Raw genomic sequence first — 12,077 nt, 5'->3', positions numbered from 1 at the left:
ACCGGGTCAGGGGGTGACCAGGCCGTCGGTGGCGCGGAAGGCGACGCCGGAGCCTGTGACGGTGACGCCCGAGTCACCGGCGGCGACCCAGACCGATCGGCCGCGGGGCACGTCGACGGAGACTCCGTCGGCGTCGGTGACGACGGCCGCACCGTCCACCACGAGCGCCATCTGCGGTCCGTCATGGCTCAGGTCCAACGGCTCGGTCGACAGCGTCAACCTGGAGAGACGAAACTCCGGCACCGGCGTCCGATAGACCAGCTCGCCGGGTCGGACCTCGTCGCCCGTCAACACCTCGACGTCACCGGCCGAGAAGTCGAGCACGCGCATCAACTCCGGGACGTCGACGTGCTTGGGGGTCAGCCCACCACGCAACACGTTGTCGGAGTTGGCCATCAGCTCGACGCCGACACCGGCCAGGTACGCGTGCAGGTTGCCGGCGGCCAGGTACAGCGCCTCGCCGGGCTGCAACGTCACCCGATTGAGCAGCAGCGAGGCGAGCACGCCGGGATCACCGGGATACCGCTCGCCGAGCTCCAACGCGGTCCGGTATTCCTTGCTGAACTGCGAACCGTCGCGGACCAACCGCACGCAGCCGGCGAGCACCGCGTTCAGCAGCGGCTCCAGCATCGATGACGGGATCGTCAGCATCGACGAGAACAGCGCCCGCACCCCGTCGCGATCCGGCTGACCCGACAGCAGCGACAGGTAGTGATCCAGCTGCGGCACCCCGAGATCGGCGAGCAGTTCGACGGTGATCACCGGATCACGGAAGCCGCACAGCGCCTCGAACTCGGTCAGCGCGCAGATCAGCTCGGGTTTGTGGTTCCCGTCCTTGTAGTTCCGGCCGCCGGCGCCCATCGGCACGCCCTGGGACTCCTCCCGGGCGAACCCGTGGGCCGCCTGGGCCGCGGACGGGTGCGCCTGCAGCGACAGTGGTTCGGCCGCGGCCAGGACCTTGAACAGAAACGGAAGTCGCGGACCGAACCGCGCCTCCACCCGCTCCCCGAGCATCAGTACCGGCTTGTCGGCGATCGCCTCGTACAGCGAGCGCTCGCCGGATGGCCCCACGAGTACCGACGGGTCGCCCGGATGGGCCCCCATCCACAGTTCGGCCTGCGGGTGCGGGGCCGGGCTCGGCGCCCCGATCAGCTCGGCGATCGCCGTGCGGGAGCCCCAGGCGTACGGCCGGATCCGGTTGTCCATCAGTTCCATGAATTCACGTCCTGCTCTCGTTCGCGCCGGTCCCCGACGGTAGCCGGACGGACCGCCCAGCGAGTGCCACCCGATCTCCCGAGGCCGTCCGGGAAGTCCAGCGGAACGAGCTGACCAGTCGCGATCCCGACGTAGACGGCTGCGAAATCGAGCCGGAGGCAGGCGGCCACTGCGGCGTCGAACACGTCCGCCGGACGACCCTGCGCCGCCGGGAAGCCTCCCGGCTCGCGCCGATCGTCCTCACGACGGTCCAGATCACGCCGGTCCAGGTCACGACCGCCAACACCACCGAAACCACGGCCACCAAGATCGCGGCCGCCGGAATCGCGACGCCCGGGCTCGTGGTGGTCCTCCCCCGGACCATCGGGGAACTCGGGCATCCCGTTCACCACCGGCAGGGCGTCCGCGGACCCGTCGAGGTGCATCGCACCGGTGAAGGATCGCATCATGCCGGCCAACGCCATCCGATCGGCGGCCGCCTCCGGACTGCGGCCCGAGGTGTCCTCGGCCGTGGTGGAGACGAGCAGCGGCTTGACCAGCTGAGCAGGTTCGTCGTCGTCGAAGGGGTCGGCGAAGATGTCCTTCGGGCCGCCGATCCGGCGCATCAGGGCGGGCGACGAAGCGGCCTGGGCCGCGGTCATCACCCCCGTCACCACGCCGCCGAGGTCGGCCAGGACCCTGCCTCCGTGCCCGGCGATCGCATCGGCGATCCGGTCGCAGCCGATCAGCAACCCGGTGCCGTCGGCCAGGTACTCGGCGAGGTTGACGCCCGGATTCAGGAATGTCTCGGCTCCGGGATGGCAGGCCAGCGCAGTGGCATCGAGCAGGTCGGCGGTCCGGGCGAGTTCCACGACGGGAGCCAGACCGGCCCGGGCCGCCACCATCGTCAGCAGGGCCCACCGGGCCGGGGCGGCGAGCGCCTCCGGCACCGCGACTACCGGCGCCACCAGCAGAGACGCACCGGCGGCTTCGGCCACCGGTCCGTGCTCGGCTCCGCGCACGATCACCGTGGCGCCCCGTCGGCGCGCGATTCCGGCAGCTTCGGCCGCCTGCTCGTCGTCCGGATGACCCGCCATGACGACCACCAGGTCCAGGGGTCCCACCCAGGGCGGGAGATTCTGCGCGGCCACGATCGGGGCGGGCGACGTCCGCCCGACGAGGGCCGTCAGGAACGCGGTGTCGACGACCGCGTTCAGGCCGACGACGACCATGGCGCGGGGCCGCTCGATGGGCGGCAGTCCCCAGGACGCCGCCAGCACCGATCTGATCTGGGCACCGGCCGCGGCGGCCGCGGGCAGCAGACCGGCCCGATCGGCCGCGGCGAGACCGGGTTCCCGGAGAATTCCGGGGCCCGCGGCGCCGTTCATGACGCCCGGCCTCCACCATCCCCGTCGAAACCGACCCCCGGGCCGGCGATGGCCTCGTCCAGCAGCAGGACAGGGATACCGTCGCGAATGGGGTAGACCCGCCCACATTCCGTGCAGGTCAGGGCATCAGCAGCCGGGTCACCGGGGCTGCCGACGACCAGCGGTGCGTGGTGCTCGGCCGGGCAGGCCAGTACTTCGAGCAGGACCGGATCCAGTTGAACGCTCATCGACTCTTGTCCCTTTCGCTCGACTGCGGAGCCGCTCGGACTATTCGCCCGGAGCAGAGCCGGCAGTTCGACACGCAGCGCGGATTGATTGGCTGCTTCCACACTAGGGCGCCGACAGGCTCGGCGTTGCCCGTTCGCCCGGTCGGCGGACCGCTGCGACCTCGCGGTCGAAGCAGCTGGATCAGGACATCCGGCTCAATCCGGCGGGAAGCGCAGCACGCGCAGGTGACCGCGGCGACCGGTGGTGACCTGGGACGGCTCGTGGGCGCGCTCCACCCGCCCGGCCTCCCGGACGGCGTCGGCCAAGGCCTCGAGATCGTCCGAACTGCGCACGTCGTCATCGAAATCGGCGTCGGGGCGGACGACCTCCCACCCTCGGGGCGCGGTCAGATGGACGGCGTGCCCCGAGCACAGGTCGTAGGAGTGCGGTTCTGCCGCAGTGGCCAGCGGCCCGACGACGGCCGTCGAATCGGCGTAGGCATAGGTCAGCGTGGCAACGGCCGGGTCCGTGCACCCGGTCCGCGAGCACCGCCGCGATCTGACCACTCGCGGACACTAACTTCTCCGAAGCCACCCTCGCACGACGGCGCGCCGTGCGAGGTCTGACGTACCGGTGAACTTCTAGACTGGACCTCTCATGGCGGAGCACAGCGGGAACTCGACCCCTGACATCGAGCGGCAGTCGGCAGCGACGAAACCGGCGTCCACGACCACGGTTGGGCGACGGCGACGTCGGCGGGTACTGCGCGATCGGCGCGGGCGTGGCCTGCGCACCCCGCTGCTCCCGGCCGAGCTGCCGGCCGCCCGTACGCGGGCCCAGCAGTTCGATCACGCCGTCCTCGAGGCGGTCGCCGATCTCGAGGAACGGTGGCCGACCGAGCTGGCCTCCATCGAGTTCGCCGTCGACGAGGTGCCGTCTCTCCCGACGGGCGATGTGGTGGCGTCGTCAGATGTGGTGCTGGACGGAGGTGTCCCGCTGACCAGGTTCTCCCCCCCGGGAGTGGACGCCAGGGGTCGCGCCACGAAGGCGCGGGTCGTGGTCTACCGCCGCCCACTGGAAGTCAGGGCAGCCGATTCGGGTGATCTGGGCGATCTGGTGGCCGAGGTGCTCGGTGAGCAACTGACGGCGGTGCTGGGCGAGCCAGACATCGAGCCACCGACCGGAAGCTGACAGCTGGCGTCCAGGTTCAGCTACTGCGCTTCAGGTACAGCTCATTCAGCCGACACTGCGCTTGAGACGGCGGCGCTCGCGTTCGCTCAGCCCGCCCCAGATGCCGAACCGTTCGTCGTTGGCCAGCGCGTAGGACAGGCATTCGGACCGCACCTCGCAGCCGGTGCAGATCTTCTTGGCCTCCCGGGTGGATCCGCCCTTCTCCGGGAAGAAGGCTTCCGGGTCGGTCTGGGCACAGAGCGCCCGCTCGTGCCAGTCGGCTTCCTCGCCGTTCAGCAGATCCGTCCCCGTCTGCACGCTGTGCAGGCCCGGCACGGACTCCCCGAGCACGGACACCGCCGGAACGGACTCTGCCGGAACGGACTCCGGGACGGCGTCGCCGGCTGCGTCCCACTCCTGCGGTGCGTCGTCCACCGGTGCGCGGTAGGCGACGGATCGCAACCCGAATTCGATCAAGACCTCACGGGTGGAGGTAGCCCCCAGGTTCGACACGAATCGAGTCCTTTCCACGGTTTCGGCGCCGGACAGGCAGCCGGGCAATGATTTTCGCTCCCGTTCAACAGGAGCCGTTCGATGCTGCAGCGTGAGCGGGTGAGCTTCGGTTCTTTCCAGCGCCAGCGAATCACATCGATGTGATTACACAGGTGTGTCCCGCGTCCCGTCAAGCGCTCCCCGTGCTATCAGGCATTTTTCCTGACGCACACTGGTGACATGACGGGATCTCTGAGTAAGCAGTCGGCTGGCAGATGGGTGTTCCCCGGATTGGTGGCCGTCGCCGTCCTCGCCGGGTACGCGGCCTGGACGAACGCCACACCGGTGGGCGTCTGGATCTTCCTCGTGGTGCTGGCGGGCTGGGTGATCACGCTCTGCTTCCACGAGTTCGCGCACGCCGCCGTCGCCCTCGCGGGAGGCGACATCAGCGTTCGCGCAAGGGGTTACCTCACACTGAACCCACTTCGCTATGTGAATGCGGCCTACAGCATCGTCATCCCGGTGGTGATCCTCGCGGTCGGCGGCATCCCGCTGCCCGGCGGTGCCGTGCTCATCGAGAACCACCGCCTGCGGACCCGGTGGTGGTCCAGCCTGGTCTCCTTCGCGGGGCCGGCGACGAACCTGCTCATCGGAATCGTGCTCGTCTACGTCGTCGATTCACTCCCCCGGGAGTACACGAACGGGGTATTCACGCCGAACGGTCTGTACCAGGCGTTGGCCTTCCTGGCGCTGCTGCAGTTCGTCACCGCGGTCCTCAACATCCTGCCCATCCCGGGTTTCGACGGCTTCGGCATCATCGCGCCCTACCTGTCGGCCGCCACCCAGCGTTCGATCGCCTCCATCCGGGGCTGGGCGCCGCTGGTGCTCTTCGTCATCCTCTTCTCCATCCCCGGCGCCAGCACATACCTGTTCCGGCCCGCGTACGACCTGATGGATTCCCTCGGGGGCGCCACCACCTCCTACGCCGCCGGGATCGGCGCGGGCCACTTCCAGTTCTGGCGCACCTGACGCACCCCGGCCACTCGGCGTCCGAGGTCCGGCGGGCGTGGCAGGATCTCTGGCGTGAAGATCACTGTGCTGTCCGGCGGCGTCGGGGGGGCCAGGTTCCTGCTGGGGGTCAAGGCTTTCCTGGGCTGGGACCCGACCGGCGACCGGCCCCAGGGCGCCGGGGATCCGGCCGACACCCCGGACTCGGTGACGGCGATCGTCAACACCGGGGACGACATCCGGTTGCACGGACTGCAGATCTGTCCCGACCTGGACTCCTGTCTCTACACCCTCTCGGGTGTCGCCGACACCGAGCGCGGGTGGGGTCGTCAGGACGAAACCTTCACCGCAGCGGCCGAACTCGCCTCCTACGGCGCCGAAGCCCCCTGGTTCGCACTGGGGGACAAGGACATCGCCTCGCATCTCGTGCGCACCCGGATGCTCGACGCCGGGTACCCACTGTCGGCGGTCACGGCCGCCCTCTCGGCGAAGTGGCGACCCGGCGTCACCCTCCTGCCGATGTCCGACCAGCGGGTCGAGACCCATGTGGTGGTCGCCGATCCCGCGTGGGTTCCAGATCGGCCGGAGGACGGCACCGAGGCCCCTGATGTGGCCCTGCACTTCCAGGAGTGGTGGACGCGCTACCGGGCCGCTCTGCCCGCCAGGGCTTTCGTGTTCATCGGCGCCGACGAGGCAGCACCGGCCGCGGGCGTGCTCGAGGCGATCGCCGAGGCCGACCTGGTGCTGATCGCACCTTCCAACCCCGTCGTGTCGATCGCGCCGATCCTGGCGATCCCCGGCATCCGTCAGGCCGTCGTGGCCGCTTCCGCGCCGGTGGTGGGGGTCTCGCCGCTGATCGCCGGCAAGCCGTTGCGCGGTCACGCCGATGCCTGCCTGACGGCGATCGGGGTGGAGGTCTCGGCGCAGGGCGTCGGGCGACACTACGGCTCGCGCACCGAAGGGGGCCTGCTCGACGCATTCCTGGTGGCCCCCGGCGAATCGGTGACCATCCCGGGCGTCCGGGTCGCCGAGGCCCCCCTGCTGATGACGGATCCCACCGCGACCGCCGCCATGGTGGCGGCCTGCCTGGAACTGACCAGATGACGAACGTTCCCATGGAGGAAGGACCCGTGGGGAAAGCACCCATCACCGACGTACCGAGCGGCGTCATTCCCGACGGCCGTCCGGCTGCGCCGCACGGGTTGCAGGTGCTGGCGGTCACCGGGCTACCGGAATTCCGTCCCGGCGACGACCTGGCCGGAGCCATCGCCGCTGCCGCTCCCTGGATCGTCGACGGGGATGTACTGGTGGTGACGTCCAAGGCGGTGTCCAAGACCGAGGGCCGATTGGTCAGGTCCCCGACCGACCCGGGAGCCCGCGAGGAATTCCGCCGGCATCTGATCGATACCGAGACCGTGCGTCTGGTGGCCCAGATGGGCCGGACCAAGATCGTGGAGAACCGGCTGGGCATCATCGCCGCGGCGGCCGGCGTCGACGCCTCGAACGTCCGGCTCGACGAGATCGCCCTGCTCCCGGAGGACCCGGACGCTTCCGCCGCCGGGCTCGTCCGGGAATTCGCCGCACGCGGACGACGGATCGGCGTGGTCATCACCGACACGCAGGGCCGGGCCTGGCGCAACGGCGTCACCGACGTGGCCATCGGGGCCGCCGGGGTACGTGTGCTGGAGGACCATCGCGGCGGGGTGGACGATTTCGGCAACGAGTTGGTCGTGACGCAGGTCGGGCTCGGCGACGAGATCGCCGCGGCCGGTGACCTGGTCAAGGGCAAGCTGGCCGGCGTCCCGGTGGCGGTGATCCGCGGACTGGATGCGCCGGGGGTACCCGAAGACGGACCCGCCCCTTCCGATCATCTCGCCGCGGCGCTGCTGCGCCCCTACGAGGAGGACCTCTTCCGGCTCGGGACCGACCTGTCCATCGCGCAGGGCCGGAAGGAGGCCGTGCTGCTCCGCCGGACCGTTCGGCAGTTCACCGGCGAGAGGGTCGACGACGCGGTCCTGGCGCGGTGCATCGGGATCGCGCTCACCGCTCCGGCCCCGCACCACACCCGGCCGGTGCGGTTCGTCCTGGTCCGCGAGCACCGTCAGGCCCTGTTGCAGGCCATGGCCGCGCAGTGGGAGTCCGACCTCGCCGGCGACGGGTGGGACGACGAGCGCATCGCACGCCGCACCGCCCGGGGCCAGATCCTGAACGAGGCGACGGAGGTCGTCATCCCGTTCGTCACGGGAGAGGGCCGGCACGACTACCCGGACGACCGGCGGCGCCAGGCGGAACGCACCATGTTCACGGTGGCCGGCGGCGCCGCGGTCCAGGCGCTGCTGGTGGCCCTGGCCGCCGAGGGCATCGGGTCGGCCTGGATCTCCTCGACCATCTTCGCGCCGGTGGTGGTGAGGTCCGTGCTGTCTCTGCCGGAGGACTGGGAACCATTGGGCGCCATCGGGATCGGCCATCCGCACGAGAGTCTTTCGGCACGGCCACCGTTCGATCCGGCCGACGGGATGCTGATCAGATGACCGCGCTGGTGCCCAGATGACCAACGCGCCGCACGCCGCGTTGCATCGCGATGCCATCGAGCTCCTCGCGGGGTGGTCGGCGCCGGACGCCGGGCAGTCCGCGCTGCGCGAGGCCTTCCTCGGTTTCCTGGCCGCCCGGCCCGATGCCACCCGCAGGTCCTGCGAGGCCGGCCACCTGACGGCCAGCGCACTGGTGATGTCGGCCGACCGGCGGTCGACGCTGCTGACACTGCACCCGAGGGTCGGGCGATGGCTGCAGCTCGGCGGCCACTGCGAGGAGCAGGACCTGACCATGGCCGGTGCGGCGCTGCGGGAGGCCACCGAGGAGTCCGGGATCGACGGGCTGCGGGTTCTGCCGGACCCGATCCACCTCGACGTGCACCCGATCACGTGCTCGCTCGGGGTTCCCAACCGCCATTTCGACGTGCAGTTCGCGGTGATCGCGCCGGCGGACGCCGTGGCGGTGATCTCGCCGGAGTCCCTCGACCTGCGCTTCTTCCCGATCGACGCCCTCCCGGCGGACACCGACGAGAGCCTGCACGACCTGATTCGGTCCCTTCCGAGGGGTATGGCCCCTGCCGAGGGACCGAAATCGCCGACAGAAATCAGGAAGGTGCGGAGAACCTGATCGCGCCGGCCGGAAGAGTCACGCCGGGCCAGACCCGGACGCCGGCGAGCAGTTCACACCCGTCCCCGATGACGGCGTCGTCCCCGATGACCGCGTCGTTGATGACGACCCCCGCCCCGATCACCGCGCCGTGGCCGACCACTGATCTGGCCACCTGGGACCCGGCGCCGATCGAGGCCCGGTCGAAGACGATCGACCCGTCGACGGTCGCACCGGTGGCGATCTGGACCCCCCGGCCGAGCGTGCTGCCCCCGGTGATCAGCGCGCCGTCGGCGATCGACGCACCATCCAGCGCGAGGAATTCGGCCGGCGGCTGCGGCAGCGCCGCGGTCGGCGCCAACCCGCGTACCAGATCGGCCGAACCCTTGACGAACGCCAGGGGCGTGCCCAGATCCAGCCAGTAGCTGGTGTCGACGTGTCCGACCACCTTCGCACCGGAGGCGAGCAGGCCCGGGAAGGTCTCGCGCTCGACGGAGACGACGGTGTCGGCCGCGATGCCCTCGATCACCTCACGCCGGAAGACGTAGCAGCCCGCGTTGATCTGATCGGTCGGCGGGTCGTCGGTCTTCTCCAGGAAGGCCTGCACCCGGCCCGATCCGTCGGTCGGCACGCATCCGAACGCGCGCGGATCGGGCACCTTGACCAGGTGGAGGGTGACGTCGGCGGAACTGTCCCGATGGGTGGCGAGCAGGTTGCGCAGATCGACCCCGGACAGGATGTCGCCGTTGAACACCATCACGTCCGGCGCCCGCAGCTTGTCGAACACGTTGCGGATGGCGCCGCCAGTCCCCAGCGGCTGGTCCTCCACCACGTACTCGATCTCGAGCCCGAAAGCGCTTCCGTCGCCGAAGTACTCGCTGAAGGTCTCGGCCCGGTAGGACGTGCCGAGCACGACGTGGCGGATGCCGGCTTCGCGGATCCGGGACAGCAGGTGCTCGAGGAACGGCACCCCGGCGGTCGGCAGCATCGGCTTCGGCGCCGAGAGCGTCAGCGGCCGCAACCGCGTGCCCTGCCCCCCGACCAGCACCACCGCATCGACGTCACGGCCGTCTTCCATCTCGGTTCTCTCCCCTGCTCGTGACCCGGCTCGATCTGCTCCACCCGGGACTGCTCCCGCAGGATGATACGGGGCGACCGGCCGTCGTCCCGAACATCGGGCCTGCCCCAGGGGTACCCCGTCTGCAGGTTCGTCAGGCCCTTCCGGCGCTCACGGATCACCCTGCCGACGATGGAGAGCCACATCACCGGATCGGGGACACCGATCCGGCGGTGGTCCCGGGGGCCGGAGGCTTGGGTACGGTGCATGGATGGATTCCATTGGCGAGGGCGGCGCGAGACGCCCGCATTCGATCTCGGTGGTGATCCCGGTCTACCAGGGCGAACGCACCCTGGCCGCACTGCTGACCGAGCTGGAACCCCTGATGCAGGACGTCCTGAGCCCGGACGGTCATCGGCTCCGCGTCACCGAGATCCTGCTGGTCCACGACAACGGTCCGGACGGATCAGCGGCCGTCCTGCGGGATCTGGCCGAGAGGTACGACGTCGTGCGGCCGCTCTGGCTCAGCCGCAACTTCGGGCAGCACCCGGCCACGCTGGCCGGCATGGCCTCGTCCGGCGGCGACTGGATCGTCACCATGGACGAGGACGGCCAGCACGACCCTGCGTCGATCCCGGCCATGCTCGACGTCGCGATGGCGGCCAGGGCCGACGTGGTGTACGCGCGGCCGACCAATCGTCCGCCGCACGGCGTGCTGCGCAACATCGGGTCCCGGATGTCGAAACGACTGCTGCGACTCTCGACGAGCGGTACCGACGCCACCGAGTACCAGAGCCTGCGGCTGGTGCTGGGCGAGGTCGGCCGTAGCGTCGCCGCCTACGCCGGGGCCGGCGTCTACCTCGACGTGGCGCTGAGCTGGGTGGCCCAGAAGGTCACCACCTGCCCGGTGGAACTACGCGACGAGGGCGGGCGGCCGTCCGGCTACTCGGTGCGGACGCTGTTCTCGCACTTCTGGCGAATGGTGCTCTCCAGCGGGACAAGGGCGCTGCGGCTGGTCAGCCTGCTCGGGCTGGTGGTCGCCGTGGGCGGTCTGCTGCTGGCGGTGTACTTCATCGCGTCCTCGTTGTTCTGGAAGGTCGACCTGCCGCCGGGCTGGCCCTCGCTGATGGTCGTGTTGCTGGTCTGCAGCGGTGCCATCCTGTTCTCGTTGGGGGTGATCGCCGAGTACGTCGGCGTCGCGGTGAAGATGGCCATGGGTCGCCCCCTGTACCTGATCGTCAGCGATCCGCAGAGTGGGCCGCTCGGCCGACCGGTCGACACCTCGCCCGGGAGCCCCGCGACGAGGAGCCGCAGACCGGACGAGCCCGCGGCCGGCGAGCGGGCGCTACGCTCGACGGTCGGGAACGACAGCTCGCACCCGGTTCCGTGATCCATCAAGCTCCCGCCGCGGAAGCCGGTCAGAGCGCCACCTGGGTGGTCGGTGCCGGCGGCCTGCTCGGTAGCGCCGTGACCGGCACGCTCCGACGCGCAGGGGCCGGACCGGTGCTGGCGCAACAGATCTCGTGGACGGGTCCCTCCACCGCCGACGACCTCGACCGGGGCCTGGACCGGCTGACCGCAGCGGCCGATCGGCTCGACCTCCCGTCGCAGGTGGTGTGGGCCGCCGGTGCCGGTGTCACCGGGACCTCCGCCTCCGACCTGGCCCGCGAGGTCGCCACGCTCTCCGCCTTCCTGGACCGGCTGGCGCGGCGGCCCAGGATCACCGGTCGCGGCACCTTCTTCCTGGCGTCCTCCGCCGGCGGGCTGTACGCCGGAGCCGGCGACGGTCCCCAGTCCGAACTCGACCCGGCCGCACCCATCTCCGACTACGGCCGGGCCAAGCTGGCCGCCGAGGATGCCCTGCTGGAGTACGCGCAACGCACCGGCGACACCGTCCAGATCGGCCGGATCGCCAACCTCTACGGTCCGGGGCAGAACCCCGCGAAGGCGCAGGGCCTGATCAGCGCGCTGTGCCGTGGCAGCATCACCCGGCAGCCGATCTCGATCTACGTCTCCCTCGACACCATCCGCGACTACCTCTACGTCGACGACTGCGCGGCGATGATCGCCGACATGCTCCGCCTCCGGCAACCGGCGGGCCATCCCGTGGGTACCCCGATCGTCAAACTGCTCGCCTCGCAACAGGGCACCACCATCGCGAGCCTGATCGCGACCTGCCGACAGGTGTGCAAGCGACCGCCCCCGGTGGTGCTGGGAAGCTCGGCGAACGCCCAGTTCCAGGTGCGGGACCTGCGGTTCCGGTCGGTCGTCTGGCCGCAGATCGACCGCCGGCTGCTGACCACGCTGCCCGCCGGCATCGCCGCGACCGCCGCCGGGTTGCTCCGCGCCGCCCAGAAGCCGGTGCGCTGACCGCATGCAGCCCCCGACACCCCCGCAGCCCCCGACGGCGCCGCACTCCCCAG

The 12,077-nt window shown here is 70.6% G+C and carries 13 protein-coding genes; 7 read left to right on the top strand and 6 right to left on the bottom strand.

The window, feature by feature from the left end:
* Positions 1-6: 6 nt before the first annotated feature.
* The 4 genes from manA to H7F38_RS11405 form a co-directional block, all read right to left on the bottom strand.
* On the bottom strand, positions 7-1,215 hold the full coding sequence (gene manA, locus H7F38_RS11420; protein ID WP_187094157.1) for a mannose-6-phosphate isomerase, class I: 1,209 nt from the start codon (positions 1,213-1,215) through the stop codon (positions 7-9).
* Positions 1,206-2,582, bottom strand: coding sequence for a hypothetical protein (locus H7F38_RS11415; RefSeq protein ID WP_187094156.1), 1,377 nt, complete (start codon positions 2,580-2,582; stop codon positions 1,206-1,208). Before H7F38_RS11415 ends, manA begins: the two co-directional genes overlap by 10 nt.
* Positions 2,579-2,809, bottom strand: coding sequence for a Trm112 family protein (locus H7F38_RS11410; RefSeq protein ID WP_187094155.1), 231 nt, complete (start codon positions 2,807-2,809; stop codon positions 2,579-2,581). The genes H7F38_RS11415 and H7F38_RS11410 overlap by 4 nt, the downstream gene beginning before the upstream one ends.
* 195 nt (positions 2,810-3,004) lie before the next feature.
* Entirely contained in the window at positions 3,005-3,355 is a 351-nt protein-coding gene (locus H7F38_RS11405; RefSeq protein ID WP_187094154.1) for a DUF3499 domain-containing protein, read from the bottom strand.
* Between the two features lie 91 nt (positions 3,356-3,446).
* Here H7F38_RS11405 and H7F38_RS11400 point away from each other — a divergent pair, with 91 nt between their 5' ends.
* Entirely contained in the window at positions 3,447-3,980 is a 534-nt protein-coding gene (locus tag H7F38_RS11400) for a metallopeptidase family protein (protein WP_187094153.1), read from the top strand.
* Between the two features lie 45 nt (positions 3,981-4,025).
* Here H7F38_RS11400 and H7F38_RS11395 read toward each other — a convergent pair whose 3' ends face one another.
* Positions 4,026-4,295, bottom strand: coding sequence for a WhiB family transcriptional regulator (locus H7F38_RS11395; protein WP_370531362.1), 270 nt, complete (start codon positions 4,293-4,295; stop codon positions 4,026-4,028).
* A 396-nt stretch (positions 4,296-4,691) separates the two neighbouring features.
* Between H7F38_RS11395 and H7F38_RS11390 the strand changes: the two genes are divergently transcribed.
* The 4 genes from H7F38_RS11390 to H7F38_RS11375 are packed head-to-tail and all read left to right on the top strand — an operon-like array spanning position 4,692 to position 8,618.
* Entirely contained in the window at positions 4,692-5,480 is a 789-nt protein-coding gene (locus H7F38_RS11390) for a site-2 protease family protein (protein ID WP_187094152.1), read from the top strand.
* A 54-nt stretch (positions 5,481-5,534) separates the two neighbouring features.
* Positions 5,535-6,563, top strand: a complete 1,029-nt coding sequence (cofD, locus tag H7F38_RS11385; RefSeq protein WP_187094151.1) for a 2-phospho-L-lactate transferase — start codon at positions 5,535-5,537, stop codon at positions 6,561-6,563.
* Between the two features lie 26 nt (positions 6,564-6,589).
* Positions 6,590-7,990, top strand: a complete 1,401-nt coding sequence (locus tag H7F38_RS11380; RefSeq protein WP_255498341.1) for a coenzyme F420-0:L-glutamate ligase — start codon at positions 6,590-6,592, stop codon at positions 7,988-7,990.
* 16 nt (positions 7,991-8,006) lie between these two features.
* Positions 8,007-8,618, top strand: a complete 612-nt coding sequence (locus H7F38_RS11375) for an NUDIX hydrolase (RefSeq protein WP_187094150.1) — start codon at positions 8,007-8,009, stop codon at positions 8,616-8,618.
* On the opposite strand, the gene H7F38_RS11370 is transcribed toward H7F38_RS11375, so the two are convergent.
* Positions 8,596-9,675 carry a sugar phosphate nucleotidyltransferase gene (locus H7F38_RS11370; RefSeq protein ID WP_187094149.1) on the bottom strand — a complete coding sequence of 360 codons (1,080 nt, stop codon included), beginning with the start codon at positions 9,673-9,675 and terminating at the stop codon, positions 8,596-8,598. The two genes, H7F38_RS11375 and H7F38_RS11370, sit on opposite strands and share 23 nt — an antisense overlap.
* Positions 9,676-9,925: 250 nt before the next feature.
* Between H7F38_RS11370 and H7F38_RS11365 the strand changes: the two genes are divergently transcribed.
* The gene (locus H7F38_RS11365) at positions 9,926-11,044 is read left to right on the top strand and encodes a glycosyltransferase (RefSeq protein ID WP_187094148.1); all 1,119 of its coding nucleotides are present in this window, start codon (positions 9,926-9,928) and stop codon (positions 11,042-11,044) included.
* Complete coding sequence (locus H7F38_RS11360; protein ID WP_222618599.1) at positions 11,041-12,024, top strand: NAD-dependent epimerase/dehydratase family protein; 984 nt, start codon at positions 11,041-11,043, stop codon at positions 12,022-12,024. The genes H7F38_RS11365 and H7F38_RS11360 overlap by 4 nt, the downstream gene beginning before the upstream one ends.
* Positions 12,025-12,077 lie beyond the last annotated feature (53 nt).

Origin of the sequence: Nakamurella sp. PAMC28650, from assembly GCF_014303395.1 — a bacterium.
Classification (GTDB): domain Bacteria; phylum Actinomycetota; class Actinomycetes; order Mycobacteriales; family Nakamurellaceae; genus Nakamurella.
Note: the sequence above shows the minus strand (reverse complement) of the source record. Positions and strands in the feature narration are given on the sequence as shown.

Bases quoted from the DNA above. Each gene is read 5' to 3' on its own strand.
- H7F38_RS11415 (WP_187094156.1), bottom strand. From the start codon at position 2,582: ATGAACGGCGCCGCGGGCCCCGGAATTCTCCGGGAACCCGGTCTCGCC.
- H7F38_RS11390 (WP_187094152.1), top strand. From the start codon at position 4,692: ATGACGGGATCTCTGAGTAAGCAGTCGGCTGGCAGATGGGTGTTCCCC.
- H7F38_RS11370 (WP_187094149.1), bottom strand. From the start codon at position 9,675: ATGGAAGACGGCCGTGACGTCGATGCGGTGGTGCTGGTCGGGGGGCAG.
- manA (WP_187094157.1), bottom strand. From the start codon at position 1,215: ATGGAACTGATGGACAACCGGATCCGGCCGTACGCCTGGGGCTCCCGC.
- H7F38_RS11365 (WP_187094148.1), top strand. From the start codon at position 9,926: ATGGATTCCATTGGCGAGGGCGGCGCGAGACGCCCGCATTCGATCTCG.
- H7F38_RS11410 (WP_187094155.1), bottom strand. From the start codon at position 2,809: ATGAGCGTTCAACTGGATCCGGTCCTGCTCGAAGTACTGGCCTGCCCG.
- H7F38_RS11400 (WP_187094153.1), top strand. From the start codon at position 3,447: ATGGCGGAGCACAGCGGGAACTCGACCCCTGACATCGAGCGGCAGTCG.
- H7F38_RS11375 (WP_187094150.1), top strand. From the start codon at position 8,007: ATGACCAACGCGCCGCACGCCGCGTTGCATCGCGATGCCATCGAGCTC.